We start from the raw sequence: 26,869 nt of genomic DNA on the forward strand, positions 1-26,869 counted from the left end.
CGACATCTGTTTTCAGGAGTCATTATGAAACTATTTCGTATTGTTGATCCGTTTACGCTTACCCTGGTTGCTACCGTTTTACTGGCCTCGTTCTTCCCCGCTCGCGGGGGATTTGTTCCGTTTTTTGAGGGGCTAACGACGGCCGCCATCGCACTGCTGTTCTTTATGCACGGCGCAAAACTCTCCCGCGAAGCCATTATCGCTGGCGGTAGCCACTGGCGATTGCACCTCTGGGTGATGTGCAGCACGTTCATTCTGTTCCCCATTCTCGGCGTGCTGTTTGCGTGGTGGGCTCCGGTTAACGTCGACCCGGCGCTCTACACCGGTTTCCTGTATCTGTGCATTCTGCCAGCCACCGTGCAGTCCGCCATTGCCTTCACCTCGCTGGCAGGCGGTAACGTCGCGGCCGCAGTCTGTTCGGCGTCGGCATCCAGCCTGTTAGGGATTTTCGTCTCCCCATTGCTGGTGGGTTTGCTGATGAACATGCACGGCGCGGAAGGTAACCTTGAGCAGGTGGGTAAAATCTGTCTGCAGCTGCTGCTGCCGTTTGTCCTGGGGCATCTCTCGCGTCCGTGGACGGGCGCGTTTGTGGCAAAGCACAAAAAATGGATCTCAAAAACCGATCAGTCGTCAATTCTGCTGGTGGTCTATTCCGCTTTCAGTGAAGCGGTGGTAAATGGGATCTGGCATAAGGTCGGCGCAGGCTCACTGCTGTTTATCGTGGTGGTCAGCCTCGTCCTGCTGGCGATTGTAATTGCGGTTAACGTCTTTGTGGCACGCAAGTGCGGCTTCAATAAAGCGGATGAAATTACGATTGTGTTCTGCGGTTCGAAAAAGAGCCTGGCGAACGGTATCCCGATGGCCAACATTCTGTTCCCGACCTCGGTGATTGGGATGATGGTGCTGCCGCTGATGATTTTCCATCAGATCCAGCTTATGGTCTGCGCGGTGCTGGCGCGTCGTTACAAGCGCCAGACTGAAAAACTGGCGCAGGAAGAGACCCGCGCCGCAAAAGCTTAAGGGCGTTTCAGGGGCTGAACCAGCTGGGTCAGCCCCTCAGTTTTGATCAGTAACGTGATAGCCATCAACTCACCCAGCCGCCCTGCCGGGAATTCATCCTTACGGGCAAACCACAGCAGATACTCTTCCGGCAAATCGATCAGCCTGCGGCCTTTATATTTACCGAACGGCATCTCGGTGTTGGCGATCTCAACGAGTTGCTCTTTCTCCACGTTATTCTCCTAACAGACGCATCATTTCCGCTTCGTCGATCACCGCAATGCCGAGCTCCTGGGCTTTCGCCAGCTTCGAACCCGCCGCCTCTCCGGCAATCACCAAATCGGTTTTCTTCGACACGCTGCCCGCCACTTTGGCCCCCAGCGCCACCAGACGCGCTTTCGCATCATCACGTGAAAGCTGACTCAGGCTGCCGGTCAGCACCACCGTTTTACCGGCGAACGGACTGTCGATCTCTTCGGCATTAACCACCACCGGTGCGGGCCATTTGATACCCTCTTCCAGCAGCTTGCCGATGACTTCACGGTTGCTCTCTTCAGCAAAGAAGTTAAAGACGTGAGTGGCGACAACAATCCCGACATCCGGGACTTTCTGCAACTCGTCGATGCTCGCTTTTTCCAGTGCATCCAGCGTACCAAAGTACGCCGCTAGCCCCGCTGCAGTCGCTTCGCCGACTTCACGAATACCCAGCGCGTAGAGGAAGCGTGCGAAGGTCGTCTCTTTAGCGGCTTCCAGAGCATTGACGACATTCTGCGCTGACTTAGGCCCCATGCGATCAAGCCCCGTCAGTTTACCCGCAGTCAGTTTGAAAAGATCTGCTGGCGTATGGACGTACTCTTTCTCAACCAGCTGATCGATAATCTTGTCGCCCATGCCGTCAACGTCCATCGCCCTACGGGACACAAAGTGTTTCAGAGATTCTTTACGCTGCGCACCACAGATTAAGCCCCCCGTACAGCGCGCCACCGCTTCACCTTCAACACGTTCAACGTCCGAGCCGCATACCGGGCAATGGGTCGGGAAAATAATCTCGCGCGTATCATCAGGACGTTCTGACTCAACAACGTTAACCACCTGTGGAATAACATCGCCCGCGCGGCGAATGACCACTTTGTCGCCAATACGCAGACCAAGACGCTCAATTTCATCGGCGTTATGCAGCGTGGCGTTACTCACCAGCACGCCCGCCACCTGCACCGGCTCCAGACGGGCGACCGGGGTAATGGCTCCCGTACGTCCCACCTGGAACTCCACGTCGCGGACAAAGGTCATCTGCTCCTGAGCAGGAAACTTAAACGCCACCGCCCAGCGCGGAGCACGCGCAACAAAGCCCAACTGCTCCTGAAGCGCTAATGAGTTAACCTTAATGACAACGCCATCAATATCAAAGCCGAGCGTTGGACGGTCCTCTTCCACCTTGTGGTAGAAGGCCAGTACTGCTTCCGGGGAGTCGCAAAGCTGAACACGGTTGCTCACCGGCAGGCCCCACGCTTTAAACTGCAGCAGACGTCCGAGGTGCGTATCCGGTAGCTCGCCCCCCTCCAGAATCCCTACGCCGTAGCAGAAGAAAGTAAGCGGTCGCTTCGCGGTGATGCGTGGATCAAGCTGGCGCAGAGAGCCTGCCGCCGCATTACGCGGGTTAGCAAACACTTTCCCACCAGTGCGGCGCGCTTCGTCATTGATTTTCTCGAAGCCCGCCTGGGGCAGGAACACTTCACCGCGCACTTCCAGTCGCGCAGGAATGTTCTCACCCTGCAGTTTCAGCGGGATCGCGCGGATAGTGCGCACGTTGGTGGTGATGTCTTCCCCGGTGGTACCATCACCACGAGTTGCCGCACGCACCAGCACGCCGTTTTCGTAAAGAAGGCTGACCGCAAGGCCGTCCAGCTTCAGCTCACAGCACCAGGTAAGGGTATCGCTACTTTTAAGACGATCCTGCACACGCTTATTAAACGCGAGAAAACTCTCTTCATCGAAGACGTTGTCCAGCGACAGCATCGGCACTTCATGACGCACCTGGCTGAAAGCCCCCAGCGGCTCAGCGCCGACGCGTTGGGTGGGTGAATCGGGTGTGATGAGTTCCGGATGCTGCGCCTCTAATTCGCGGAGTTCGCGCATTAGACGGTCATACTCCGCATCCGGTAATTCCGGCGCGTCCATAACATGATAGAGATATTCATGATGGCGAAGCGTGGTTCGCAGTTCAGTGAGTTGTTGTTCGATTGAGTCCATATCGCACCATCAATGAGAAAAAACCCCCGACATGCGGGGGTTGAGGAGGAGTCGAAGTAAACGCGACGATTACGCGTTGGCTTCCTTAACTTCGCGGATGCGGTCCTGATACTCGCGCAGCTTCTGCGGGGTCATCATTCGACGCTGATCGTCGAGCACCACACCACCCACTTCATCAGCGATGTGCTGAGCGGATTGCAGCATCAGCTTAAAGTTCTGCAGTTCGTCACCATAGGACGGCACCTGCATAAAGATTGTGACACCCGGCGTCACGAAATCACCGGTCATTTCCGGGTCAAAGGTGCCAGGATTGACCATATTGGCCAGGCTGAACAGCGCCGGGCCGCTACCGTCTGGGCTCAGGTGGCGATGGAAAATATTCATGTCGCCAAACTTGAAGCCTGCCTGCTGAATACTGTTAAGCAGCACGTCACCGTTGAGATGGCTGCCGTGATGTGCGGCAACGTTCATGATGATCACCGCTTCTTTGCGCTGCGGTTTTTCAACAACCGGTTCTGGCTCGACGACGGGCTCTGGCTCAACATGCGGGGCCGGAGCGGGCTGCGGCGCAGGCTGCACATGCACAGGCTGCTGCGGTTGTTGTACCGGTTGCACTGGCTGTTGCACAGGTTGCTGTTGAACCGGCTGAGGTGCAGCAGGCTGCTGATGGACAGGCTGTTGCGGCGGCTGGCGCACCGGCTCTTCCACAGGCTGCGGCGCTGGCTGGCGCGGCTGTGCGGAAGCATACGGCGGTTGATACTGGTGCTGCGCAGTACGGGTCGCTTCATGCTCCCCATGAGCCGCGCCGGGGGCAGTATTGACCCGATGAACACGAACTTCACCCACGCCGTCGTCGTCGCTGCCGTCGATGTCATCTTCACTGTCATCGTCGTCACGACTGGACTTCATGCGCTTCAGTGGGCGATCGCGAAACATCGAGGAACGCTCTTTACGGCTGGTCCAGAAACCATGTACCAGTAAAGCGATTATGGCGATCGCGCCAACAATGATTAATATCAGACGCAAATCCTGCATCATTATATTCTCTGTTGTTCTAACACCTTGCCACCACGGCAAACATTTACTCACTAAGAGTATTTGCCGTTTACGTCAAGTGCAAGTGTGTGCAGAGCATTCACAGCATAAAGATGAAGGAAATCGTGCTTTTTGCTGGTTTTTCGAACATTTCCTAACTGGTCATTGGTCCGTAAGTGGATAATATAGGCGGGCAATTCCACTGGTTGTGAAAAAAGGAGTACAGCCTGGTTATGGTTTCAACATCTTCTTCCCCCCCTCGCAGCGGCGTCTGGTATTTTTCTCAGGGCTGGAAACTGGTCTCATTGCCGGGTATTCGACGCTTCGTCATCCTGCCTCTGTTGATCAACATTATTCTGATGGGCGGTGCGTTCTGGTGGCTGTTCACAAAGCTGGAAAGCTGGATCCCCTCGCTGATGAGCCATGTTCCTGAGTGGCTGCAGTGGCTGAACTACCTGCTCTGGCCGGTTGTGGTCATCTCGGTGCTGCTGGTATTCGGTTACTTCTTTTCAACGATCGCGAACTGGATAGCCGCGCCCTTTAACGGCCTGCTGGCGGAACAGCTGGAGGCACGGCTTACCGGCGCAACGCCACCGGACACGGGCGTGCTGGGGATCATGAAAGACATTCCACGCATCATGAAGCGCGAGTGGCAGAAATTTGCCTGGTACCTGCCCCGTGCGGTTGTGCTGCTTATCCTCTATTTCGTGCCCGGTATCGGTCAAACGGTGGCTCCGGTGCTGTGGTTCCTGTTCAGCGCATGGATGCTGGCGATCCAGTACTGCGACTATCCGTTCGATAACCACAAGGTGCCGTTTAAAGCGATGCGCACGGCCCTGCGCACCCAGAAGGTTGCCAATATGCAATTTGGCGCACTGACCAGCCTGTTCACGATGATCCCGTTCCTCAATCTGTTCATCATGCCCGTTGCGGTGTGTGGCGCGACGGCAATGTGGGTCGACTGCTACCGTGCTAAGCACGCGTTATGGAAGTAATGCAAAAATGTGTAAACAAGGGGTGGCTTATGCCGCCCCTTATTCCATACTGATCCCCATTATTTCCTTGCAGTATATAGATATGCGAATTCCTTACTTCCCCCTACCTGCTCAACAGGTATGCTGGGACGGTATCCCAATTTCATACAGTTAAGGACAGGCCATGAGTAAGATTTATGAAGACAACTCGCTGACTATCGGTCATACGCCCCTGGTTCGACTGAACCGTATCGGTAATGGACGCATTCTGGCGAAGGTCGAATCACGTAACCCGAGTTTCAGCGTAAAATGCCGTATTGGTGCAAACATGATTTGGGATGCTGAAAAACGTGGCGTACTGAAACCAGGCGTTGAGCTGGTGGAACCAACCAGCGGCAACACCGGTATTGCCCTGGCCTATGTTGCTGCCGCGCGTGGCTACAAACTGACGCTGACCATGCCAGAAACCATGAGTATCGAACGTCGCAAGCTGCTCAAAGCGCTGGGGGCAAACCTGGTACTGACCGAAGGCGCGAAAGGCATGAAAGGTGCCATTCAGAAAGCCGAAGAGATTGTTGCCAGCGATCCGGCGAAATATCTGCTGCTGCAGCAGTTCAGCAACCCGGCAAACCCGGAAATTCATGAAAAAACCACCGGCCCGGAAATCTGGGAAGATACCGACGGTCAGGTTGACGTGTTTATCTCCGGCGTGGGTACCGGCGGTACGCTGACTGGTGTGTCACGCTATATTAAAGGCACGAAAGGTAAAAAAGATCTGATTACTGTTGCCGTTGAACCGACCGACTCACCGGTTATCACTCAGGCACTGGCGGGTGAAGAGCTCAAGCCAGGTCCACACAAAATTCAGGGCATTGGTGCCGGCTTCATTCCGGGTAACCTGGACCTGAAGCTGATCGATAAAGTGGTCACCATCACTAACGAAGAAGCCATCTCTACCGCGCGTCGTTTGATGGATGAAGAAGGCATTCTGGCGGGTATATCTTCCGGTGCGGCTGTTGCGGCAGCGCTCAAACTTCAGGAAGACGAAGCCTTTACCAATAAGAATATTGTGGTTATCCTTCCATCCTCGGGTGAGCGTTACTTAAGCACTGCACTGTTTGCCGATCTCTTCACTGAGAAAGAACTGCAACAGTGATGCCAGCATGTTAAAAACGCGTAAAAAAGCACCTTTTCGGGTGCTTTTTTGTGGCCTGCTTCAAAGTTTTACCCCTCCTGGCATTGATTCACCCCGTTGGGTCTGGTATTTAAACCAGCAATTATTTTGATGCGTGAAATTAATCAGTGAATGAAATAGCCTTGCTGAATCGATTTTATGATTTGGTTCAAGTCTTGCTTTCGCTGCATAATGTTTAATGACGATCGAAACGTCAGCGCTAACAATACAGGCTAAAGTTCAGTCGCCAGGCTAGACTTTAGTTCCACAACACTAAACCTATAAGTTGGGGAAATACAATGTTCCAGCAAGAAGTTACCATTACCGCTCCGAACGGTCTGCACACCCGCCCTGCTGCTCAGTTTGTTAAAGAAGCGAAAGGCTTCACTTCTGAAATCACTGTGACTTCCAACGGCAAAAGCGCTAGCGCAAAAAGCCTGTTCAAACTGCAGACTCTGGGCCTGACTCAGGGCACTGTTGTCACCATCTCTGCAGAAGGTGAAGACGAGCAGAAAGCAGTTGAGCATCTGGTAAAACTGATGGCTGAGCTCGAGTAAGTTTCCGGGTTCTTTTAAATATCAGTCACAAGTAAGGTAGGGTTATGATTTCAGGCATTTTAGCATCCCCGGGTATCGCTTTCGGCAAAGCACTGCTGCTGAAAGAAGACGAGATCGTCATTGACCGGAAAAAAATTTCTGCCGACAAGGTTGATCAGGAAGTTGAACGTTTTCTGAGCGGTCGTGCCAAGGCATCTGCGCAACTGGAAGCAATCAAAACTAAAGCTGGCGAAACTTTCGGTGAAGAAAAAGAAGCCATCTTCGAAGGGCACATCATGCTGCTCGAAGATGAGGAGCTGGAGCAGGAAATCATAGCCCTGATTAAAGATAAAGGCATGACAGCCGACGCGGCTGCACATGAAGTTATCGAAGGTCAGGCGACTGCCCTGGAAGAACTGGATGACGAATACCTGAAAGAGCGTGCGGCTGACGTACGTGACATCGGTAAGCGCCTGCTGCGCAACATCCTGGGTCTGGCCATCATCGATCTGAGCGCAATTCAGGATGAAGTTATTCTGGTTGCTGCCGACCTGACCCCGTCAGAAACCGCTCAGTTGAACCTGAAAAAGGTTCTCGGTTTCATCACCGACGCAGGCGGCCGTACTTCCCACACCTCAATCATGGCGCGTTCTCTGGAACTGCCAGCCATCGTGGGCACCGGTAGCGTCACCTCTCAGGTGAAAAACGGCGACTATCTGATTCTGGATGCCGTAAACAATCTGGTTTACGTCAACCCAACGAATGAAGAGATCGAAAAACTGCGCGCGGTTCAGGAGCAAGTTGCGACTGAAAAAGCGGAACTCGCTAAGCTGAAAGACCTGCCAGCAATCACCCTGGACGGTCATCAGGTAGAAGTGTGTGCAAACATCGGTACCGTACGTGACGTTGATGGCGCTGAGCGCAACGGTGCGGAAGGTGTCGGTCTCTATCGTACAGAATTCCTGTTCATGGACCGTGACGCGCTGCCTACTGAAGAAGAGCAGTTTGCTGCATACAAAGCAGTGGCTGAAGCCTGTGGCTCTCAGGCGGTTATCGTCCGTACCATGGACATCGGTGGCGACAAAGAGCTGCCGTACATGAACTTCCCGAAAGAAGAGAACCCGTTCCTGGGCTGGCGTGCAGTACGTATCGCGATGGATCGTAAAGAGATCCTGCGCGATCAGGTTCGTGCCATCCTGCGTGCGTCTGCTTTCGGTAAACTGCGCATCATGTTCCCGATGATCATCTCTGTTGAAGAAGTGCGTGCACTGAAGAAAGAGATCGAAATCTACAAACAGGAACTGCGTGACGAAGGTAAAGCATTTGACGAGTCAATCGAGATCGGCGTGATGGTGGAAACACCGGCTGCGGCGACAATTGCGCGTCATTTAGCCAAAGAAGTTGATTTCTTTAGTATCGGTACCAATGATTTAACGCAGTACACCCTGGCAGTTGACCGTGGTAATGATATGATTTCACATCTCTACCAGCCAATGTCACCGTCCGTACTGACGCTTATTAAGCAAGTTATTGATGCTTCTCATGCAGAAGGTAAATGGACTGGCATGTGTGGTGAGCTTGCAGGCGACGAACGTGCTACACTTCTGTTGCTGGGTATGGGTCTGGACGAATTCTCTATGAGCGCCATTTCCATCCCGCGCATTAAGAAGATTATCCGTAACACGAACTTCGAAGATGCGAAGGTGTTAGCAGAGCAGGCTCTTGCTCAACCGACAACGGACGAGTTAATGACGCTGGTTAACAAGTTCATTGAAGAAAAAACAATCTGCTAATCCACGAGATGCGGCCCAATTTACTGCTTAGGAGAAGATCATGGGTTTGTTCGATAAACTGAAATCTCTGGTTTCTGATGATAAGAAAGACTCCGGAACTATTGAGATTGTTGCTCCGCTCTCCGGCGAGATCGTCAACATCGAAGACGTGCCGGATGTAGTGTTTGCTGAGAAAATCGTTGGTGATGGCATTGCTATCAAACCAACTGGCAACAAAATGGTTGCTCCAGTTGACGGCACCATCGGTAAAATTTTTGAAACCAACCATGCGTTCTCTATCGAATCTGATAGCGGTATCGAACTGTTCGTTCACTTCGGTATCGACACCGTTGAACTGAAAGGCGAAGGCTTCAAACGTATCGCGGAAGAAGGCCAGCGTGTTAAAGTTGGCGACCCAGTGATTGAATTCGATCTGCCACTGCTGGAAGAAAAAGCCAAGTCTACCCTGACTCCGGTTGTTATCTCCAACATGGACGAAATCAAAGAACTGATCAAACTGTCTGGCAGCGTCACCGTGGGTGAAACCCCGGTTATCCGCATCAAGAAGTAATTTTTGCCGCACAGAAAAATGGCGCCTTCGGGCGCCATTTTTGTTTATGCGGGCAGAATAAGCTCGTCGTAACCTTTCGACTGCGTGTAAATCATCACATCTGTCACCCGATCGCCGGCCATGCGAATGGCATCGGCAACGGTTTTGCCCTCAACAATCCCGCTTACCAGCTCTGAACAAAACAGATCGCCCGTCCCTTTCAGGTCCGTTTCAACACGCGGGTGTGCGCTGACGGTCACGCCTTCATTCGTCACCAGCACCACGTGAATGTTTTGCGGGTCGTCAGCGACCGGCGCACTGGTGATCGCCACCCATTTCAGGCTGTCGGAGAGCAATCCCTGTGCCGCCGCGATGGCGCTTTCTGGCGTACGGCACGGCTTGCCGCTTAACACTTCCAGCTCATAGACGTTTGGTGTGATCCCCTGCGCCAGCGGCAGCAGGTGCTCCCGATACGCTTGCGGGATCTCGGGCTTCACGTACATCCCGCTGTCGATATCGCCGATGACCGGGTCGACCAGCACCAGCAGGTCCGGGTGCCGTACTTTGATGACCCTGAGCCATTGTGCGAGCAATTTAATCTGGCTGGCGCTACCCATATAGCCAGTAGTCACCGCCTTCAGCTCACGAAGGATGTCGCGCTCTTCCAGCGCTTTCAGATAACCGCTGAACCACTCATCCGGGATCACGCCGCCGTAGAAGGTGTCATAGTGCGGCGTGTTGCTAAACAACACCGTCGGTACGGCGGTGACGCTCAGCTGATGGGTACGAATATTCGGTACCGCAATGCTGTTCCCCACGCTGCCGTACACCACCTGCGACTGCACCGCGACAATATCGGTTTGTTGCGCCCGGGTGTTATCCCGGAAAAGAATCATCTCCATGATGCTTAAATCCCTGCCCCCTGCGAATAACTCTCTTCACCAAAGACGCCGGTAGACAGATAACGATCGCCGCGATCGCAGATTATTGCCACGACCACTGCACCCGGATTTTCCTTTGCAACCCGAATCGCACCCGCTACCGCGCCGCCCGAACTGACGCCACAGAAGATACCTTCACGGACGGCCAGCTCGCGCATGGTATTTTCCGCCTCGCGCTGATGAATATCCAGCACCTGGTCCACAAGCTGCGCATTAAAGATCCCGGGCATGTATTCCGCAGGCCAGCGGCGAATGCCCGGAATGCTGCTCCCCTCTTCCGGCTGCAGACCAACGATAGTGACGGTTTTTTCCTGCTCTCGCAGAAAACGCGATACACCGGTAATGGTGCCCGTGGTGCCCATGCTGGAGACAAAATGGGTGATCCGTCCTTCAGTTTGCTGCCAGATTTCCGGGCCGGTGGTGGTGTAGTGCGCGTACGGGTTATCCGGGTTGTTGAACTGATCGAGCAACTTGCCTTCACCGCGTTCAGCCATCTCCAGCGCTAAGTCACGCGCCCCTTCCATCCCCTGCTCTTTGGTCACCAGAATCAGCTCCGCACCGTAAGCTCGCATGGCGGCGCGGCGTTCCTGACTCATATTGTCCGGCATCAGCAGCTTCATGCGGTAGCCTTTCAGCGCCGCAATCATTGCCAGCGCGATACCGGTGTTGCCGCTGGTCGCCTCAATCAGCACGTCACCTGGCTTAATTTCTCCGCGTTTTTCGGCCTGGACAATCATCGACAGCGCCGCGCGGTCTTTCACCGATCCCGCCGGGTTATTGCCTTCGAGTTTGACCCAGATTTCGCTGCCGTTGGCACACCCCATACGCTGAAGCTTGACCAGAGGGGTGTTGCCGATGGTGTGTTCGAGTGTATTCACGATTTTTACTCAATAAAAAAGCCGGGGGCGCGCAGCGATCCCGGCCTACAAGACACAGTGATAACTGTAGGCCCGGTCAGCACAGCGCCACCGGGCGATAAACATCCTACTAACCTATCAGGCTGACTCCGCCAGAGCAATATCCTCGCGCGTCTCAATACGTTCCTTCCCGTGATAAATACGCGCATGCTGCAGACCGACAAACAGGCGTTCTCCCCGGTGCGGTGGCTCCTCATCGCGCATGACCACGGTCAGCGGCTCGGTATACCAGCCCAGCGGTTGTACCACCAGTTGGGTGTAGTGCCCTTTAGGGCTCGCTTCCAGCACCTGCACCGGCAGCGGTGAGTCAAGGCTGGTGCGACGGCTCACATCCACTTCCCACGGACGCAGGAACAGGTCGACCGGCCCCTGATGCGCAGAGGTATATCCCAGCGGCCAGCGGTGCGCGCCCACGTGGAACTGACCGCCGCGAATGGTGCCCTGAAGACGGTTTACCTCGCCCATAAACTCCAGCACGAAGCGGGTCGCCGGTTCACGCCAGAGCTGCTCCGGCTCGTCAACCTGCTCAATATTACCCTGGCTCATGACCACCACACGGTCCGCGACTTCCATCGCCTCTTCCTGATCGTGGGTCACGAAGACGCTGGTAAATTTAAGCTCTTCATGAAGCTGACGCAGCCAGCGACGCAGCTCTTTTCGCACCTGCGCATCCAGCGCACCGAACGGCTCATCCAACAGAAGAATTTGCGGCTCAACGGCCAGCGCACGTGCCAGTGCAACGCGCTGCTTCTGACCACCGGACAGCTGGGCCGGGAAACGGTCCGCAAGATGGGCCAACTGCACCATCTCCAGCAGTTTGGTCACTTTCGCTTTAATGGTTGCCGCATCCGGGCGCTCGCGACGCGGCAGCACGGTCAGGCCAAATGCGATGTTATCGAATACGGTCATGTGGCGGAACAACGCGTAGTGCTGGAACACAAAACCTACCTTACGGTCGCGGGCGTGCAGGCGGCTCACGTCGGTACCGTGGAAGCGGATATGCCCGCTGGTCTGATGCTCAAGCCCGGCGATAATACGCAGCAGCGTGGTTTTACCCGAACCAGACGGCCCCAGCAGCGCCACCATTTGTCCGGAAGGGATATCCAGCGAGATATCATTCAGCACCTGGGTGCGACCAAAAGACTTCTTAATATTGGCAATCTCAATGCTCATGATTTCCCTCCTGATGCTGACGTTTTTCCTGATTTTCTAAACGCCACTGCACCACACTCTTCAAAAACAGGGTCAAAATAGCCATCAGCGTCAGCAACGCTGCGGCAGTAAACGAACCGATGGTGTTGTAGTCCTGCTGCAGCAGCTCAATCTGTAGCGGCAGCGACAGCGTTTCACCGCGAATAGAACCGGAGACGACGGAAACGGCGCCGAACTCACCAATCGCGCGGGCGTTGGTCAGCACCACGCCGTAAAGCAGCGCCCAGCGGATATTCGGTAGCGTCACGCGACGGAACATCTGCCAGCCTGACGCGCCCAGCAGCACCGCCGCTTCGTCTTCGTTGCTCCCCTGGCTCAACATCACCGGCACCAGTTCACGCACCACAAACGGACAGGTCACGAAGATGGTGACCAGCACCATGCCCGGCCAGGCGAACATGATCTGCAGGTTATGCTCATCCAGCCAGCCGCCCAACGGGCCGTTGGAGCCGTAAAAGAGCAGGTACACCAGACCCGCCACCACCGGCGACACGGCGAAAGGAATGTCCAGCAGGGTCAACAGCAGCTGACGTCCCGGGAAGTTAAAGCGCGTCACCAGCCACGCCAGCAGGGTACCGAACACGAGGTTCACCGGCACGGTGATCAGGGCAATCAGCACGGTCAGCCAGATGGCGTGCAGCATATCCGGGTTCGCCAGGTTTTCCAGTGCGGGCATCAGGCCCTTACTGAACGCCTGAACGAAAATATAAATCGTCGGCACGACGAGAATGAGGGCGGAAACCAGCACCCCCGCCCCAATCAGAAACCATTTACCCCAGTTGATGCGGGGTGCATCGTATCGCTTCAATTGCGTAACTTCCGCCATCAGTGACCTACCACACGTCGACCAAAGCGACTTTGCAGAGTGTTAATCGAGTACAGCAGCAGCAGCGAGGCCGCCAGGATAACCGAGGCAATAGCGCTCGCCGCCGGATAATCAAACTCCTGCAAACGGATGAAAATCATCAGCGAGGTGACTTCTGTTTTCCAGGCAATGTTCCCGGCGATAAAAATCACCGCGCCGAACTCACCGAGGCTGCGGGTAAACGACAGCGCGACACCCGCCATCAGCGCCGGAGACAGCTCCGGCAGAACCACCTTGCGGAAGCTCTGCCAGCGCGTGGCGCCCAGCGTTTCCGCCGCTTCTTCGTATTCCGGACCTAACTCTTCCAGTACCGGCTGCACGGTACGCACCACAAACGGGATGCTGGTAAAGGCCATCGCCACTGCGATACCGAGCCAGGTGTAGGTCACTTTGATGTCAAATTTCGCCAGCCACTCGCCGTACAGCCCGTTCACGGAGAAGAGCGACGCAAGGGTTAAGCCCGCCACCGCCGTCGGCAGCGCAAACGGTAAATCCATTAACGCGTCGAGCAACGTACGGCCCGGAAAACGGTAGCGGGTTAAGATCCACGCCATCAGCAGGCCAAACACGCCGTTAAAAATGGAGGCGACAAATGCCGACAGCAACGTCACTTTATAGGCCGCTACCACTTGCGGGTTGGTGACCACGTCCCAGTACTGCGCCCAGCTCATCTGAGCAAGCTGCATTACCAGCGCGCTGAGCGGTAACAGCAAAATCAGACAGACGAACAGCAGGCTGGTCCCGAGGCTTAAGGTAAAGCCAGGCAGCACACGTCTGGAGGAAACTGCAAACATTACTTACGCCCCGCCGCCAGCAATTTATCTAACTCACCGCCGCTGGCAAAATGCGTTTTCATCACATCAGGCCAGGAGCCAAAATGGTCTTCCACGCGGAACAGCTCGGTCTGCGGGAATTTGTCCTTCAGTTTGTTCATCACTTCCGGGTTATTCACACGGTAGTAATAATCAGTGATAACGGTCTGCGCCTGCGGGCTGTACAGATAGTTGAGGTAGGCTTTCGCCGCTTTCTCTGTACCGTTGGCTGCAACGTTTTTATCCACCCATGCCACCGGGAACTCGGCCAGGATGTTGGTTTTCGGGATAACAACTTCAAAGCCCTGCGCTTCGTACTGCTTACGGATGTTGTTCACTTCCGATTCAAAGCTAATCAGCACATCGCCCAGACCGCGTTCCGCGAAGGTGGTGGTCGCGCCACGACCGCCGGTATCAAACACTTCGACGTTTTTCAGGAACTGGGTCATGAACTGCTCGGTTTTGGCTTTATCGTTACCGTCAGCTTTGTCCGCTGCGCCCCACGCCGCCAGATAGGTGTAACGCGCATTGCCGGAGGTTTTCGGGTTTGGGAAAATCAGCTTCACGTCAGAACGCACCAGGTCGCTCCAGTCGTGAATATTTTTCGGGTTGCCCTTGCGCACCAGGAAGCCCATGGTGGAGTAGAACGGCGAGCTGTTGTTCGGCAAACGGCTCTGCCAGTCCGCCGGGATCAGCTTGCCCTTGTCGTGCAGGATCTGCACGTCAGTGACCTGGTTGTAGGTCACCACATCCGCTTTCAGCCCCTGGAGGATCGCCAGCGCCTGCTTGGACGAACCGGCGTGAGACTGCTTGATGGTCAGCTTATCGCCATTGTTTTCTTTCGCCCACTGCTGTTCAAACGGTGGATTAAGGGCGGCAAACAGCTCGCGGGAGACGTCATACGAACTGTTTAACAGTTCAGTCGCCTGCGCCTGTGCCACCAGCAGTAAACCTGCCAGCGCCAGAGTTCCTTTTTTCAGTACAGTAACGGCCATTGCGCACCCTTATAAATGTGATGACTATCTTATAGTCATAATATTTATAACGAGGACGAAAGGAGTAACGGTTTTATATACCGTTTGGTGATTTGGAAGCAGAAAAGGGAATAAGGGTGCGGGAGAAATTGCCGGGTGGCGCTAACGCTTACCCGGCCTACGCGTGGAGAGCGGTTTTACAGCGCCAGCAGACGCTCAACGGACGGCGCGAAGTAGTAGCCGCCGGTCACCGGTTTGGTGAAACGCAGCATGGCGTCACGCTTGCCGTCGGTATCGCCGAACATGCTCAGCAGCTGCTGTTCAATATTATGCAGGCGCGCGCAGTACGCGCAGAAGTAAAGGCCGTGTGTGCCGCTTGCCGTGCCATACGGCAGGCTCTGGCGAACAATTTTCAGACCTTTGCCATCTTCTTTGAGGTCAACGCGGGTCAGGTGAGAGGTAGCAGGACGCTCGTCGCCGTCAATCTCTTCGTTGGCTTCTTTGGTACGGCCGATCATCATCTCCTGGTCGTGCACGCTCATGCGGTTAAGCTGCTTGAGGTTGTGCTCCCAGCGCTGGACGAACACATAGCTGCCACCCGCGTCCACACCGTCTTTGATCACCGCAACGTCACGACGCGTCTCTTCACCTGCCGGATTTTCAGTACCGTCGACAAAACCGCTCAGATCGCGCTCTTCCACCCAACGGAAGCCATGAACTTCTTCCTGTACCTCAATGCTGTCGCCAAACGCCGCGACCGCCGCCTGGGCAACCGAGAAATTCACATCATGACGTAAAGAGAGAATGTGGATCAGCACGTCGTATTGTGTCGCTGGCGCAAGACCTTTGCCGTAAGGGATAAAGTCCTTCAGCTCCTCAGCCCCTTCGCCACCGCTCAACTGACGCCAGACGTTGTTGCCAAAGGCGACAACGGCACCGAGGTGGGCATCCGGGAATTTGGCCTGGAAGGTAGTCAGTTTATCGACGAATACTTTACTGGCCGCACGCAGGGCATCCACGTCCCCTTTAACATTGGCTTCAATCCAAATCGCCGCGCGGCAGTGTTCTGGCAAAATGCCACTCTGAACCTGAGACATCGCTCCTCCTGAAATAAAGATGCCACGTCAGCGTGGCATTGATGGCGGCTATTATACCCTGATTTCAGCGAGGCGGTTTGTTCCGGCGCAAATTACTGCTTCCAGAGTATTTTGCTCACTTTCCAGCTCTTCAGCGTGTCGTCAGACGGCATCAATCCTTCCGGACCGCTCCAGGTACCAGTGAAGACGTAACTGATGTGCTGGCTACCCTCAGCTTTACATTCCACAGCCACGCCATCGTCAGAAGAGGCGTTTGCACAGTTGCCGAAGGCCTGTTTATAGAGATCGCTAAACGGTGTACCGACCTTCACCCCACTTGCCGTGGGAATAGCGTCATCCAGCACCGCAATGCGGTTCACTGTGCCTTTATCACCGTTAATCACCAGCGCCAGCTTGTCACCCTTCAGCGCTTCGTAATAGCGAACAATATTGCCATTCTCCGTTTTCATGCCGCTGCGCAGGCGGTAATCGCTGCTGAGCGCATCCTGAATAGCATTCTGGTCCAGCGCCGTTGCGGCGGTAATTTTTCCTACGCCCTGCTCGGTCACTTCCGTTGATGAGCCAAACCAGTTCCACGGATACGCAGCGGACCAGTTAATGGATGAGAGCGTTGAACACCCGGTTAACGCCAGCGGTAGAGCGCATAAAAGTAAACGCAGCGATTTCATTGAAACGTCCTTACTTGTTAAATCAACGCTTGTTGGAGTGCGACATCGGCAAAAAGTGCCGTATTAATCATCCTGATGCGTAAAACAGGCGCGAAGACGCGGGTTGGTCAGCAGCCACAGCAGCGCCACAATATCGGCAACTACCAGCGCAACGCCGATACCCGTAAGCGGTTCACCGTACCACCAGAGTACCGGTTGCCAGCAGAGCAGCACGATCTGGGCAAAGATCAATAGCCAGCGAAGCGCGCGCCACAAACGAGGGAGCGTATGCCGTCGTCCGCTGCACAAAAAAGCCACTACCGCTGGTACGCCCGGCAGTAAGCCAAGCCAGAACGCATCGTGATCGGGGTAAAAAAGGTTTAGCAGCGTGTCGCCCTGCCCGCGCGACGCGCCGGCCATCACAAACAGCACCCAGGTGCGGGCCTGGAGCAGCAGAACGCACCAGAATAAAAAGGGCAACCTGACGCGACCCTGCGCGTCATAATCTGCCGGATGGATCTCAGTACTCTTCATCTTCGATCAGACGTTTTCCTAAACTCAAGACGTCAGAATGCTCATAGCCCAGACGCTCATACATGCCCAGTACGACGTCGTTATCTTCCCGCACCATGATCTGAATTTTCGGGCAACCGCGGGCAATGAGCTTTTTCTCAAGACGATTAAGCAATGCATTGGCGATGCCACGACCACGGTACTCAGGGTGCACGCCCAGATAATAGGCCGACCCGCGATGACCGTCGTAACCGCCCATTACCGTCCCCACCACCTCGCCGTTCACTTCCGCGACCAGAAACAGACTGACATCGTGATTCACCTTCCGCTCGATATCCATTTCCGGATCGTTCCACGGACGCAGCAGATCGCAGCGCTCCCAAAGGGTGATCACCTCTTCGAAATCTTCCTGGCGAAAAACGCGTATCTCCATGGTATTAACCGCCTTTTCGGGTTTAAAAACAGTGATTATGGCGTGAACCTCTCGTTTAGCCAATAACCGGGGAAAATCTCACCAAAATTTGGCATAATGTCACTTTGTCACGTATTGAAATGAAAAGTAAAACAATTGCCAATAAGGACTGTCGTAACGCTAATCACGATACGATATAACACCAGGACTCCAATTTTTACAATTCAGGCCGCATGAGCACATTCAAACCATTAAAAGCACTCACATCGCGTCGTCAGGTTCTCAAAGCGGGGCTGGCGGCCTTAACGTTAACGGGCATCGCAAAGCAGGCTCAGGCAAAAGACGAGAGCACGCTCAAAACCAGTAACGGACACAGTAAACCGAAGACCAAAAAGCCGGGCGCGAAGCGTCTGGTGATGCTTGACCCGGGCCATGGCGGGATTGATACCGGCGCCATCGGCAAAAACGGTTCGAAAGAAAAACACGTCGTGCTCGCGATTGCAAAAAATGTGCGCGCGATTTTACGCAGTAACGGCATTGACGCACGCCTGACGCGTTCCGGTGACACCTTCATTCCTCTGTATGACCGCGTGGAGATCGCCCATCAGCACGGTGCGGATCTGTTTATGTCGATTCACGCCGACGGCTTTACCAACCCTTCTGCGGCAGGCGCCTCGGTGTTTGCGCTTTCTAACCGTGGCGCCAGTAGCGCCATGGCGAAATATCTCTCCGATCGCGAAAACCGGGCAGATGAAGTCGCAGGGAAGAAAGCCACCGATAAAGACCACCTGCTACAGCAGGTGCTGTTCGACCTCGTGCAGACGGATACGATCAAAAACAGCCTGACGCTCGGCTCGCATATTCTGAAGAAGATTAAGCCGGTGCATCGTCTGCACAGTAAAGGCACCGAGCAGGCGGCGTTCGTGGTGCTGAAATCACCGTCCATCCCGTCCGTGCTGGTGGAAACCTCCTTCATTACCAACCCGGAAGAAGAGCGACTCCTCGGCACCACGGCGTTTCGTCAGAAGATCGCCAACGCCATCGCCTCCGGCATTATTAGCTACTTCAACTGGTTCGATAACCAAAAAGCGCACTCCAGGAAACGTTGATGAAACCCGATGCTCAACTGGTCAAAACCTTCCTGCTACAGCTGCAGGATGAGATTTGCCAGAAACTGGCCGCCGCAGACGGCGGTGAATTTCAGGAAGATAACTGGCAGCGCGAGGCCGGTGGCGGTGGGCGCAGTCGGGTGCTGCGTAACGGCGGCATCTTTGAACAGGCGGGCGTCAATTTCTCCCACGTTCACGGCGACGCGATGCCCGCATCTGCGACCGCACATCGTCCTGAACTGGCAGGCCGCAGTTTTGAAGCGATGGGCGTCTCACTGGTGGTGCATCCGCACAACCCGTTTGTGCCCACCAGCCACGCCAATGTGCGCTTTTTCATTGCGGAAAAACCAGGGGCCGATCCGGTCTGGTGGTTTGGCGGCGGTTTCGACCTCACGCCCTACTACGGCTTCGAAGAGGACGCCGTGCACTGGCACACCACCGCGCGAGACCTTTGTCTGCCGTTTGGCGAAGAGATCTACCCGAAATTTAAAAAGTGGTGCGATGACTACTTTTATCTGAAGCACCGCGACGAGCAGCGCGGCATTGGCGGGCTGTTCTTTGACGATCTCAATACCCCTGATTTTGATACCGCGTTCAGCTTTATGCGCGCCGTGGGCGAAGGTTATACCGACGCCTATCTGCCGATTGTCGAGCGCCGTAAAAATACCGACTATGGCGTGCGCGAACGCGAGTTCCAGCTCTATCGCCGCGGGCGCTATGTGGAATTCAACCTGGTGTGGGATCGCGGGACGCTGTTCGGCCTGCAGACCGGCGGGCGCACGGAGTCGATTCTGATGTCGATGCCGCCGCTGGTGCGCTGGGAGTACTGCTACGAACCAAAAGAAGGCAGCCCGGAGGCTGCCTTGCGTGAGTTTATTCAGGTTCGGGACTGGGTGTAACTGCCGGATGGCGCTGCGATTAAAGAGGCTGCGTCTGCGCCTCAACCACCGCCAGCGCCACCATATTCACGATACGACGCACGGAGGCAATCGGTGTTAACACATGCACCGGTTTCGCCACCCCCATCAGTACTGGCCCTACGGTCACCCCTTCAGAGCTGGAGACGCGTAGCAGGTTGTAGCTGATACGCGCCGCTTCCACGTTCGGCATAATCAATATGTTCGCCGATCCTTTCAGCGGACTGTCCGGCATACGTTCGTTACGGATGCTCTCCACCAGCGCGGCATCGCCGTGCATTTCCCCGTCAATCATCAGCTCCGGTGCACGCTCGCGCACCAGCTCCAGCGTCTGACGCATTTTGCAGGCCGCCGCAGATTTGGACGAACCAAAGTTAGAGTGCGACAGCAGTGCCACCTTCGGCTCAATACCAAAGCGACGCACGGTTTCCGCCGCCATCACGGTGATTTCCGCCAGTTCATCCGGGGTTGGGTCATCGTTAACGTAGGTGTCGGCAATAAAGGTGTTGCCGCTTGGCAGCAGCAGCGCATTCATCGCCCCGGCGGTATGAACGCCATCGCGATAGCCGAAGATCTCCTGCACCACGCTGAAGTGTTCGTGGTAGTCACCAATGGTACCGCAGATCAACGCATCGGCTTCACCACGATGGACCATGATCGCGCCGATCACCGTCGTGTTGCTGATCACCGCTTTCTGCGCCTGTTCCTGGGTGATCCCGCGACGTTTCATGATCGCGTAGTATTCGCTCCAGTACTCTTTGAAACGCGGATCGGATTCGTTGTTGACGATCTCGAAGTCGATGCCCGGCTTAATCTGCAGGCCCAGTTTCTGGATACGCATCTCGATAACGCTCGGACGACCAATCAGGATCGGCTTCGCCAGACCTAAGGTGATCAGCTCCTGGGTGGCGTGCAGCACGCGCGCCTCTTCCCCTTCCGCCAGCACCACGCGCTTCGCGTCGGCGCGCGCCTGAGAGAAGATCGGCTTCATGAACAGGTTGGTTTTGTAGACAAACTCGGTGAGTTTATCGACGTAGGCATCGAAATCCTGAATCGGGCGTGTCGCCACGCCAGAATCCATCGCCGCTTTGGCTACCGCTGGGGCAATTTTAACAATCAGACGCGGGTCAAATGGTTTTGGAATGATGTAATCCGGGCCAAAGCTCAGATCCTGGTCGCCATAGGCGGAGGCAACCACTTCACTTTGCTCGGCGTGCGCCAGCTCCGCGATAGCGTGAACGGCAGCAAGCTTCATCTCTTCGTTAATCGCCGTCGCGCCGACGTCCAGCGCCCCACGGAAGATGAACGGGAAGCAGAGCACGTTGTTCACCTGGTTAGGGTAGTCGGAACGGCCGGTACAGATAATGGCGTCTTCACGCACCGCTTTTGCCAGCGGCGGCAAAATTTCCGGTTCCGGGTTAGCCAGGGCCAGGATCATTGGCGCGCGCGCCATCTTCTTCACCATATCCTGGGTCAGCACTTTCGGGCCTGAACAGCCAAGGAAGATATCCGCACCATCAATGACATCCTCCAGAGTGCGTTTACCGTCGTCTTCAACCGCATACGCCGCTTTGGTTTCCGCCATGTTTGGCTCGCGGCCTTTGTAGATAACGCCTTTGGAATCACAGACCACAATGTTGTGCTTCTGCATACCCAGCGCCACCAGCAGGTTCATACAGGCGATGGCCGCAGCTCCCGCACCGGAAACTACCATGCGCACGTCAGAGAGATTTTTCTCCACCACGCGCAAACCGTTCAGAATCGCAGCGGTACTGATAATCGCAGTGCCGTGCTGGTCATCATGGAACACGGGAATGTTCATACGCTCGCGCAGTTTCTGCTCGATATAGAAACATTCCGGCGCTTTGATGTCTTCCAGGTTGATACCGCCGAAGGTCGGCTCCAGCGCAGCCACCACGTTGATGAATTTATCGGGATCGAGTTCATCCACCTCGATATCAAATACGTCGATACCGGCGAATTTCTTGAAAAGAACACCCTTCCCTTCCATCACGGGTTTACCCGCCAGCGCACCAATGTTGCCAAGACCTAATACCGCCGTGCCGTTAGAGATAACGGCAACAAGGTTGCCACGCGCGGTATATTTGTAGGCAGCCAGCGGATCTTTTTCGATTTCCAGACACGGTGCAGCAACGCCTGGCGAATAGGCCAGCGCCAGATCGCGCTGCGTTGCCAGTGGCTTCGTGGGGGAAACCTGGATTTTACCCGGGACAGGGAACTCGTGAAAATCGAGGGCACTCTGTTTTAACTGCTCATCCATCTTCTTTTTCCTTTCACGTATCGGTCAAAAGGGTGACGTAAGCGATCCTGTTGCACACCCTGGTGTGCCGCCTAGTATCGCCGCAGGCCGCCACATAAACTTTGAAGGCTGCCAAACTCTCACCATCACACATTAAAAATTGTTATCAATTTATAACAGCCATGTTACCCGTCTCAAAAGCAATGCCGCCCCCGTCTGCTATGCTTTTTTGTTAAGTCCATCATGATTTTTCCAGAAGTGTGAACTAACGCACTCATCTAACTCTTTTATTTTCAAGGAGTAATTATTTATGAATCAGTTAGACGGCATCAAACAATTCACCACCGTGGTTGCAGACAGCGGCGATATCGAGTCGATTCGCCACTATCAGCCGGAGGATGCGACCACTAACCCGTCGCTACTGCTTAAAGCCGCCGGGCTTGCGCATTTTAGTCATCTGATTGATGACGCCATTGCCTACGGTAAACAGCGCGGGAAAACCCAGGAGCAGCAGGTCACCGAAGCCAGCGACAAGCTGGCCGTTAATTTTGGTGCAGAAATTCTGAAAAGCATCCCCGGACGCGTCTCGACCGAAGTCGACGCCCGCCTCTCTTTCGATAAAGAAAAGAGTATTCACAAGGCTCGCCGTCTGGTTGAACTCTACCAGGAACAGGGGATCGATAAATCTCGCATCCTGATCAAACTGGCGTCGACGTGGGAAGGCATTCGTGCGGCGGAAGTGCTGGAAAAAGAGGGTATCCACTGCAACCTGACGCTGCTGTTCTCGTTTGCTCAGGCACGCGCCTGTGCCGAAGCGGGGGTGTTCCTCGTCTCGCCATTTGTCGGACGCATCTACGACTGGTATCAGGCAAAACAGCCGATGGATCCGTACGTGGTCGATGAGGATCCGGGCGTGAAATCGGTTCGTAATATCTATGATTACTTTAAACAGCACCGCTACGACACTATCGTGATGGGTGCCAGCTTCCGCCGTACCGAGCAGATCCTCGCCCTGGCAGGCTGCGACCGCCTGACCATTTCCCCTAATCTGCTCAAAGAGCTGCAGGACAAAGATGAGACGGTTATCCGCAAGCTGGTGCCCACCTCTACCGTCCTGCCAAAACCGAAAGCCATGACCGAAGCCGAGTTCCGCTGGGAACATAATCAGGACGCCATGGCCGTAGAAAAACTGGCGGAAGGTATCCGCCTGTTCGCCGTCGATCAGCGCAAACTTGAAGACCTTCTCGCCGCCAAACTTTAACCTTGCCACGGAGTGAACTATGTCCCGTAAAGAGCTAGCCAATGCCATTCGCGCCCTCAGCATGGATGCCGTGCAGAAAGCCAATTCCGGCCACCCTGGCGCGCCTATGGGCATGGCTGATATTGCCGAAGTATTGTGGAACGACTTCCTGAAGCACAACCCCAACGACCCCACCTGGTACGATCGTGACCGCTTTATTCTCTCTAACGGCCACGCCTCAATGCTGCTCTACAGCCTGCTGCATCTTTCCGGTTACGACCTGCCGATTTCCGAGCTGAAAAACTTCCGCCAGTTGCACTCCAAAACACCGGGTCACCCGGAGATTGGCTATACGCCAGGGGTGGAGACCACCACCGGACCGCTCGGTCAGGGGCTGGCGAATGCAGTCGGGCTGGCGATTGCCGAGCGTACGCTGGCCGCGCAGTTTAATCAGCCGGGGCATGACATCGTTGACCATTACACCTACGTGTTTATGGGTGACGGCTGCCTGATGGAGGGGATTTCCCACGAGGTCTGCTCCCTGGCGGGCACGCTGGGGCTCGGCAAGCTGATTGGCTTCTACGATCACAACGGCATCTCCATCGACGGGGAAACCAAAGGCTGGTTCACCGACGACACGGCGAAACGCTTCGAAGCCTACCACTGGCACGTGGTACATGAGATCGACGGGCACGATCCTGAGGCAGTGAAAAAAGCGATTCAGGAAGCGCAGAGCGTGAAGGACAAACCGTCGCTGATTATCTGCCGCACGGTTATCGGCTTCGGCTCGCCAAACAAAGCAGGTAAAGAGGAGGCGCACGGCGCGGCGCTGGGTGAAGAGGAAGTGGCGTTAACCCGACAAAACCTGGGCTGGAAATACCCGCCGTTTGAAATCCCAAAAGAGATCTACAAAGCATGGGATGCCCGAGAAACCGGTGAAAAGGCACAGCAGTCCTGGAACGAGAAGTTCTCCGCTTACAAAAAAGCGCACCCGGATCTGGCCGCCGAGTTTTCCCGCCGCATGAGCGGCGGTCTGCCGGAAGACTGGGACGATAAAACCCAGGCGCTGACTGAAAACCTGCAGGCTAACCCGGCGAAAATCGCCACCCGTAAGGCGTCTCAAAATACGCTCAATGCCATTGGGCCTATCCTGCCCGAACTGCTCGGTGGTTCAGCGGACCTGGCACCCAGTAACCTGACGATCTGGTCGGGCTCAAAATCGCTGAAAGAGGACATCGCCGGGAACTACATTCACTACGGCGTGCGCGAATTCGGAATGACCGCCATTGCCAACGGCATCGCCCATCACGGCGGCTTCGTGCCCTACACCGCCACCTTCCTGATGTTTGTCGAGTATGCCCGTAACGCGGCGCGCATGGCGGCCCTCATGAAGGCGCGACAGATTATGGTCTATACCCATGACTCAATTGGTCTGGGAGAAGACGGACCAACGCACCAGGCGGTGGAACAGCTGGCAAGCCTGCGCTTAACGCCGAACTTCAGCACCTGGCGTCCGTGCGATCAGGTGGAAGCGGCGGTCGGCTGGAAGCTGGCAGTGGAACGTCATACTGGCCCGACAGCGCTGATCCTGTCACGCCAGAACCTGGCGCAAATTGAGCGTACTCCGGAGCAGGTGAAAAACATCGCCCGCGGCGGCTACATCCTGAAAGACAGCGGCGGTAAACCGGACGTGATCCTGATTGCGACCGGTTCAGAGGTGGAAATCACGGTGAAAGCCGCCGAGAAGCTGACCGCTGAAGGTCATGCGGTGCGCGTGGTTTCATTGCCATCAACGGATATCTTTGACGCCCAGGATGAAGCGTACCGGGAATCGGTTCTGCCATCAAACGTTGCGGCTCGCGTAGCGGTAGAGGCGGGTATTGCCGACTACTGGTACAAGTACGTAGGGCTGAAAGGGGCTATTGTCGGGATGCACGGATACGGTGAATCGGCGCCTGCCGATAAGCTGTTCCCGTATTTCGGCTTTACCGTTGAGAACGTGGTTGAGAAGGCGTTGAGCGTGATCTAGTGCGGCCTGCGTGCCCGGTGGCGCTACGCTTACCGGGCCTACATGGTCCGAAACATAGGCCGGGTAAAACATAGCCGCCACCCGGCTTTTTCACACCACTCTTACCCCTGCCGCCATCGCCCGCTCCGGTGTTAGCAGCACGCTTTCGCTGGCATCGTCAGTCTCCGCACAGAGCAACATGCATTCAGACGTCTCGCCGCGCATTTTGGCTTTTGCCAGATTACACAGCACCACCACCACTTTCCCCATCAACTCCTCTTCCCGGTAATAGGGCACCAGGCTGGTGACGGTTTGCAGCGTTCTGTCGCCCACATGAATCTGCGCGATATAGAGTTTGTCTGCGTTAGCGTGGCGTTTAACGTCCACGATCGTCCCCACGCGGATCTCCAGCTTTGCAAAGTCATCGTAAGTTATCGTGTCCATGCTCTCTCCTTAGTAAAATTTTACTAAATATTAGCACGATATTTATGGGAGGCAACACGCAGGATATTTAGTAAAAACTGATGCATGTCCGAACGCATCCTTTACAATGGGTCATCACGTGGGGAATAAGGACAACTATGGCAACGCTCAAAGACATCGCGACGGAGGCTGGCGTCTCGCTGGCGACGGTATCCCGGGTTTTAAACGATGACCCAACGTTGAACGTAAAAGAAGAGACCAAACACCGCATTCTGGAGATTGCTGAAAAGCTGGAATATAAGAGCACCACGTCCCGTAAAATGCAGTCTGTCGCAGTGGGTCAGCAACATATTCTGGCACTCTACAGCTATCAGCAAGAGCTGGAGATTAATGACCCTTACTACCTTGCGATTCGCCACGGCATTGAGACACAGTGTGAAAAACTGGGTGTCGAACTGAGTAACTGTTACGCCAATACAACCCTGCCTGACATTAAAAAACTCACCGGGGTACTGATTGTCGGCAAACCTTCCACAACCATTCGCCGCACTGCGATGGCGTTGACCGACAACGTCTGTTTTATTGATTTCCATGAGCCTGGCAGCGAATTTGACTCCGTCGATATCGACCTCTCCCGCATCAGCAAACAGATCATAGACTTCTTTATTAAGCAGGATGTTAAACGCATCGGTTTTATCGGCGGAGAAGATGAACCCGGTAAAGCCGATATCCGTGAAGCGGCATTTGTGGAATATGGGCGCCTGAAAGGCGTTGTGTCAGAGCAGGATATCTGGCGAGGTGGATTTTCCAGCTCATCCGGGTATGAACTGGCGAAAAAAATGCTGGCTGAGAAGAGCTGGCCTGGCGCGCTGTTTGTGGCGTCAGACTCCATCGCCATCGGAGTATTACGCGCTATCCACGAAAAGGGGCTGGCGATCCCTGAGGATATCTCGCTCATTAGCGTGAACGATATCCCAACCGCCCGCTTCACCTTCCCGCCGCTTTCCACCGTGCGCATTCATTCCGAAATGATGGGCAGTCAGGGCGTTAACCTGCTGCTGGAAAAATCCCGTGATGGCCGGGCACTCCCCCTTCAGGTTTTCGTGCCAAGCGTCCTGAAACTGCGCGGCACGACACGCTGATTTCACCTCTTCAAACACACAGCCGGGCATGCCCGGCTTTTTTTATTTCGTGATCGAGTTAAAGCAAATCAGTTTTACTGATTTTATTTA

The 26,869-nt window shown here is 55.0% G+C and carries 26 protein-coding genes; 11 read left to right on the plus strand and 15 right to left on the minus strand.

Annotated elements, in window-relative coordinates:
• Positions 1-24: 24 nt before the first annotated feature.
• The gene (locus ACLHV9_RS17435; protein ID WP_028016171.1) at positions 25-1,020 is read left to right on the plus strand and encodes a bile acid:sodium symporter family protein; all 996 of its coding nucleotides are present in this window, start codon (positions 25-27) and stop codon (positions 1,018-1,020) included.
• Here ACLHV9_RS17435 and ACLHV9_RS17440 read toward each other — a convergent pair.
• The 3 genes from ACLHV9_RS17440 to zipA form a co-directional block, all read right to left on the minus strand.
• Positions 1,017-1,232: a DUF3820 family protein gene (locus ACLHV9_RS17440; protein WP_003861328.1), complete on the minus strand. Its 216-nt coding sequence runs from the start codon at positions 1,230-1,232 to the stop codon at positions 1,017-1,019. The genes ACLHV9_RS17435 and ACLHV9_RS17440 overlap by 4 nt on opposite strands.
• Before the next feature lies 1 nt (position 1,233).
• The gene (gene ligA, locus ACLHV9_RS17445) at positions 1,234-3,249 is read right to left on the minus strand and encodes an NAD-dependent DNA ligase LigA (protein ID WP_108090853.1); all 2,016 of its coding nucleotides are present in this window, start codon (positions 3,247-3,249) and stop codon (positions 1,234-1,236) included.
• Between the two features lie 69 nt (positions 3,250-3,318).
• A complete protein-coding gene (gene zipA, locus ACLHV9_RS17450) occupies positions 3,319-4,287 on the minus strand; it encodes a cell division protein ZipA (RefSeq protein ID WP_028016169.1) in 969 nt (322 codons plus the stop codon).
• A gap of 230 nt (positions 4,288-4,517) precedes the next feature.
• On the opposite strand from zipA, the gene cysZ reads away from it, so the two are divergent.
• The 5 genes from cysZ to crr all read left to right on the plus strand — a co-directional run bounded on the left by cysZ (position 4,518) and on the right by crr (position 9,311).
• Positions 4,518-5,279, plus strand: coding sequence for a sulfate transporter CysZ (cysZ, locus tag ACLHV9_RS17455; RefSeq protein ID WP_028016168.1), 762 nt, complete (start codon positions 4,518-4,520; stop codon positions 5,277-5,279).
• A 163-nt stretch (positions 5,280-5,442) separates the two neighbouring features.
• Positions 5,443-6,414 carry a cysteine synthase A gene (gene cysK, locus ACLHV9_RS17460; RefSeq protein WP_014884739.1) on the plus strand — a complete coding sequence of 324 codons (972 nt, stop codon included), beginning with the start codon at positions 5,443-5,445 and terminating at the stop codon, positions 6,412-6,414.
• 317 nt (positions 6,415-6,731) lie between these two features.
• The gene (gene ptsH / locus ACLHV9_RS17465) at positions 6,732-6,989 is read left to right on the plus strand and encodes a phosphocarrier protein Hpr (protein ID WP_000487600.1); all 258 of its coding nucleotides are present in this window, start codon (positions 6,732-6,734) and stop codon (positions 6,987-6,989) included.
• Positions 6,990-7,033: 44 nt separating this feature from the next.
• Positions 7,034-8,761: a phosphoenolpyruvate-protein phosphotransferase PtsI gene (gene ptsI / locus ACLHV9_RS17470; RefSeq protein ID WP_028016167.1), complete on the plus strand. Its 1,728-nt coding sequence runs from the start codon at positions 7,034-7,036 to the stop codon at positions 8,759-8,761.
• A gap of 40 nt (positions 8,762-8,801) precedes the next feature.
• A complete protein-coding gene (gene crr, locus ACLHV9_RS17475) occupies positions 8,802-9,311 on the plus strand; it encodes a PTS glucose transporter subunit IIA (RefSeq protein WP_003861316.1) in 510 nt (169 codons plus the stop codon).
• A gap of 44 nt (positions 9,312-9,355) precedes the next feature.
• On the opposite strand, the gene pdxK is transcribed toward crr, so the two are convergent.
• The 10 genes from pdxK to ACLHV9_RS17525 form a co-directional block, all read right to left on the minus strand.
• Positions 9,356-10,192: a pyridoxine/pyridoxal/pyridoxamine kinase gene (gene pdxK / locus ACLHV9_RS17480; RefSeq protein ID WP_108090854.1), complete on the minus strand. Its 837-nt coding sequence runs from the start codon at positions 10,190-10,192 to the stop codon at positions 9,356-9,358.
• 5 nt (positions 10,193-10,197) lie between these two features.
• Positions 10,198-11,109 carry a cysteine synthase CysM gene (cysM, locus tag ACLHV9_RS17485; protein ID WP_108090855.1) on the minus strand — a complete coding sequence of 304 codons (912 nt, stop codon included), beginning with the start codon at positions 11,107-11,109 and terminating at the stop codon, positions 10,198-10,200.
• 117 nt (positions 11,110-11,226) lie between these two features.
• Positions 11,227-12,321, minus strand: a complete 1,095-nt coding sequence (gene cysA, locus ACLHV9_RS17490) for a sulfate/thiosulfate ABC transporter ATP-binding protein CysA (protein WP_028016164.1) — start codon at positions 12,319-12,321, stop codon at positions 11,227-11,229.
• Positions 12,311-13,186 (minus strand): sulfate/thiosulfate ABC transporter permease CysW, encoded by an 876-nt coding sequence (cysW, locus tag ACLHV9_RS17495; RefSeq protein WP_028016163.1) that lies wholly within the window; start codon positions 13,184-13,186, stop codon positions 12,311-12,313. Before cysW ends, cysA begins: the two co-directional genes overlap by 11 nt.
• The gene (gene cysT / locus ACLHV9_RS17500; protein ID WP_028016162.1) at positions 13,186-14,019 is read right to left on the minus strand and encodes a sulfate/thiosulfate ABC transporter permease CysT; all 834 of its coding nucleotides are present in this window, start codon (positions 14,017-14,019) and stop codon (positions 13,186-13,188) included. The genes cysW and cysT overlap by 1 nt, the downstream gene beginning before the upstream one ends.
• Positions 14,019-15,032 carry a sulfate ABC transporter substrate-binding protein gene (locus ACLHV9_RS17505; RefSeq protein WP_108090856.1) on the minus strand — a complete coding sequence of 338 codons (1,014 nt, stop codon included), beginning with the start codon at positions 15,030-15,032 and terminating at the stop codon, positions 14,019-14,021. Before ACLHV9_RS17505 ends, cysT begins: the two co-directional genes overlap by 1 nt.
• A gap of 176 nt (positions 15,033-15,208) precedes the next feature.
• Positions 15,209-16,108, minus strand: a complete 900-nt coding sequence (locus tag ACLHV9_RS17510; protein WP_028016160.1) for a Dyp-type peroxidase — start codon at positions 16,106-16,108, stop codon at positions 15,209-15,211.
• A gap of 92 nt (positions 16,109-16,200) precedes the next feature.
• The gene (locus ACLHV9_RS17515) at positions 16,201-16,776 is read right to left on the minus strand and encodes an RpoE-regulated lipoprotein (protein ID WP_108090857.1); all 576 of its coding nucleotides are present in this window, start codon (positions 16,774-16,776) and stop codon (positions 16,201-16,203) included.
• Positions 16,777-16,839: 63 nt separating this feature from the next.
• Entirely contained in the window at positions 16,840-17,289 is a 450-nt protein-coding gene (locus ACLHV9_RS17520; RefSeq protein WP_028016158.1) for a DUF2919 domain-containing protein, read from the minus strand.
• On the minus strand, positions 17,276-17,701 hold the full coding sequence (locus ACLHV9_RS17525) for a GNAT family acetyltransferase (RefSeq protein ID WP_023308738.1): 426 nt from the start codon (positions 17,699-17,701) through the stop codon (positions 17,276-17,278). Before ACLHV9_RS17525 ends, ACLHV9_RS17520 begins: the two co-directional genes overlap by 14 nt.
• 212 nt (positions 17,702-17,913) lie before the next feature.
• Between ACLHV9_RS17525 and amiA the strand changes: the two genes are divergently transcribed.
• Entirely contained in the window at positions 17,914-18,789 is an 876-nt protein-coding gene (amiA, locus tag ACLHV9_RS17530; protein WP_023308739.1) for an N-acetylmuramoyl-L-alanine amidase AmiA, read from the plus strand.
• Positions 18,789-19,688, plus strand: a complete 900-nt coding sequence (gene hemF, locus ACLHV9_RS17535; protein ID WP_049018208.1) for an oxygen-dependent coproporphyrinogen oxidase — start codon at positions 18,789-18,791, stop codon at positions 19,686-19,688. The genes amiA and hemF overlap by 1 nt, the downstream gene beginning before the upstream one ends.
• 19 nt (positions 19,689-19,707) lie before the next feature.
• Here the strand turns inward: hemF and maeB are convergent, their stop codons facing one another.
• Positions 19,708-21,987 carry an NADP-dependent oxaloacetate-decarboxylating malate dehydrogenase gene (gene maeB / locus ACLHV9_RS17540; RefSeq protein ID WP_407220879.1) on the minus strand — a complete coding sequence of 760 codons (2,280 nt, stop codon included), beginning with the start codon at positions 21,985-21,987 and terminating at the stop codon, positions 19,708-19,710.
• Between the two features lie 289 nt (positions 21,988-22,276).
• Here maeB and tal point away from each other — a divergent pair, with 289 nt between their 5' ends.
• Together tal and tkt are read left to right on the plus strand one after the other, a co-directional pair.
• Positions 22,277-23,227, plus strand: a complete 951-nt coding sequence (gene tal, locus ACLHV9_RS17545) for a transaldolase (RefSeq protein WP_028016155.1) — start codon at positions 22,277-22,279, stop codon at positions 23,225-23,227.
• Positions 23,228-23,246: 19 nt separating this feature from the next.
• Positions 23,247-25,235 carry a transketolase gene (gene tkt, locus ACLHV9_RS17550; RefSeq protein WP_407220880.1) on the plus strand — a complete coding sequence of 663 codons (1,989 nt, stop codon included), beginning with the start codon at positions 23,247-23,249 and terminating at the stop codon, positions 25,233-25,235.
• Between the two features lie 90 nt (positions 25,236-25,325).
• On the opposite strand, the gene ACLHV9_RS17555 is transcribed toward tkt, so the two are convergent.
• The gene (locus tag ACLHV9_RS17555) at positions 25,326-25,658 is read right to left on the minus strand and encodes a tRNA-binding protein (RefSeq protein ID WP_108090861.1); all 333 of its coding nucleotides are present in this window, start codon (positions 25,656-25,658) and stop codon (positions 25,326-25,328) included.
• A 137-nt stretch (positions 25,659-25,795) separates the two neighbouring features.
• Here ACLHV9_RS17555 and ebgR point away from each other — a divergent pair, with 137 nt between their 5' ends.
• On the plus strand, positions 25,796-26,779 hold the full coding sequence (ebgR, locus tag ACLHV9_RS17560; protein ID WP_108090862.1) for a transcriptional regulator EbgR: 984 nt from the start codon (positions 25,796-25,798) through the stop codon (positions 26,777-26,779).
• The last annotated feature ends 90 nt before the right edge of the window (positions 26,780-26,869 follow it).

This window comes from Enterobacter sp. CPE_E890, from assembly GCF_046521475.1.
In the GTDB taxonomy this organism is placed as follows: Bacteria; Pseudomonadota; Gammaproteobacteria; order Enterobacterales; family Enterobacteriaceae; genus Enterobacter; species Enterobacter adelaidei.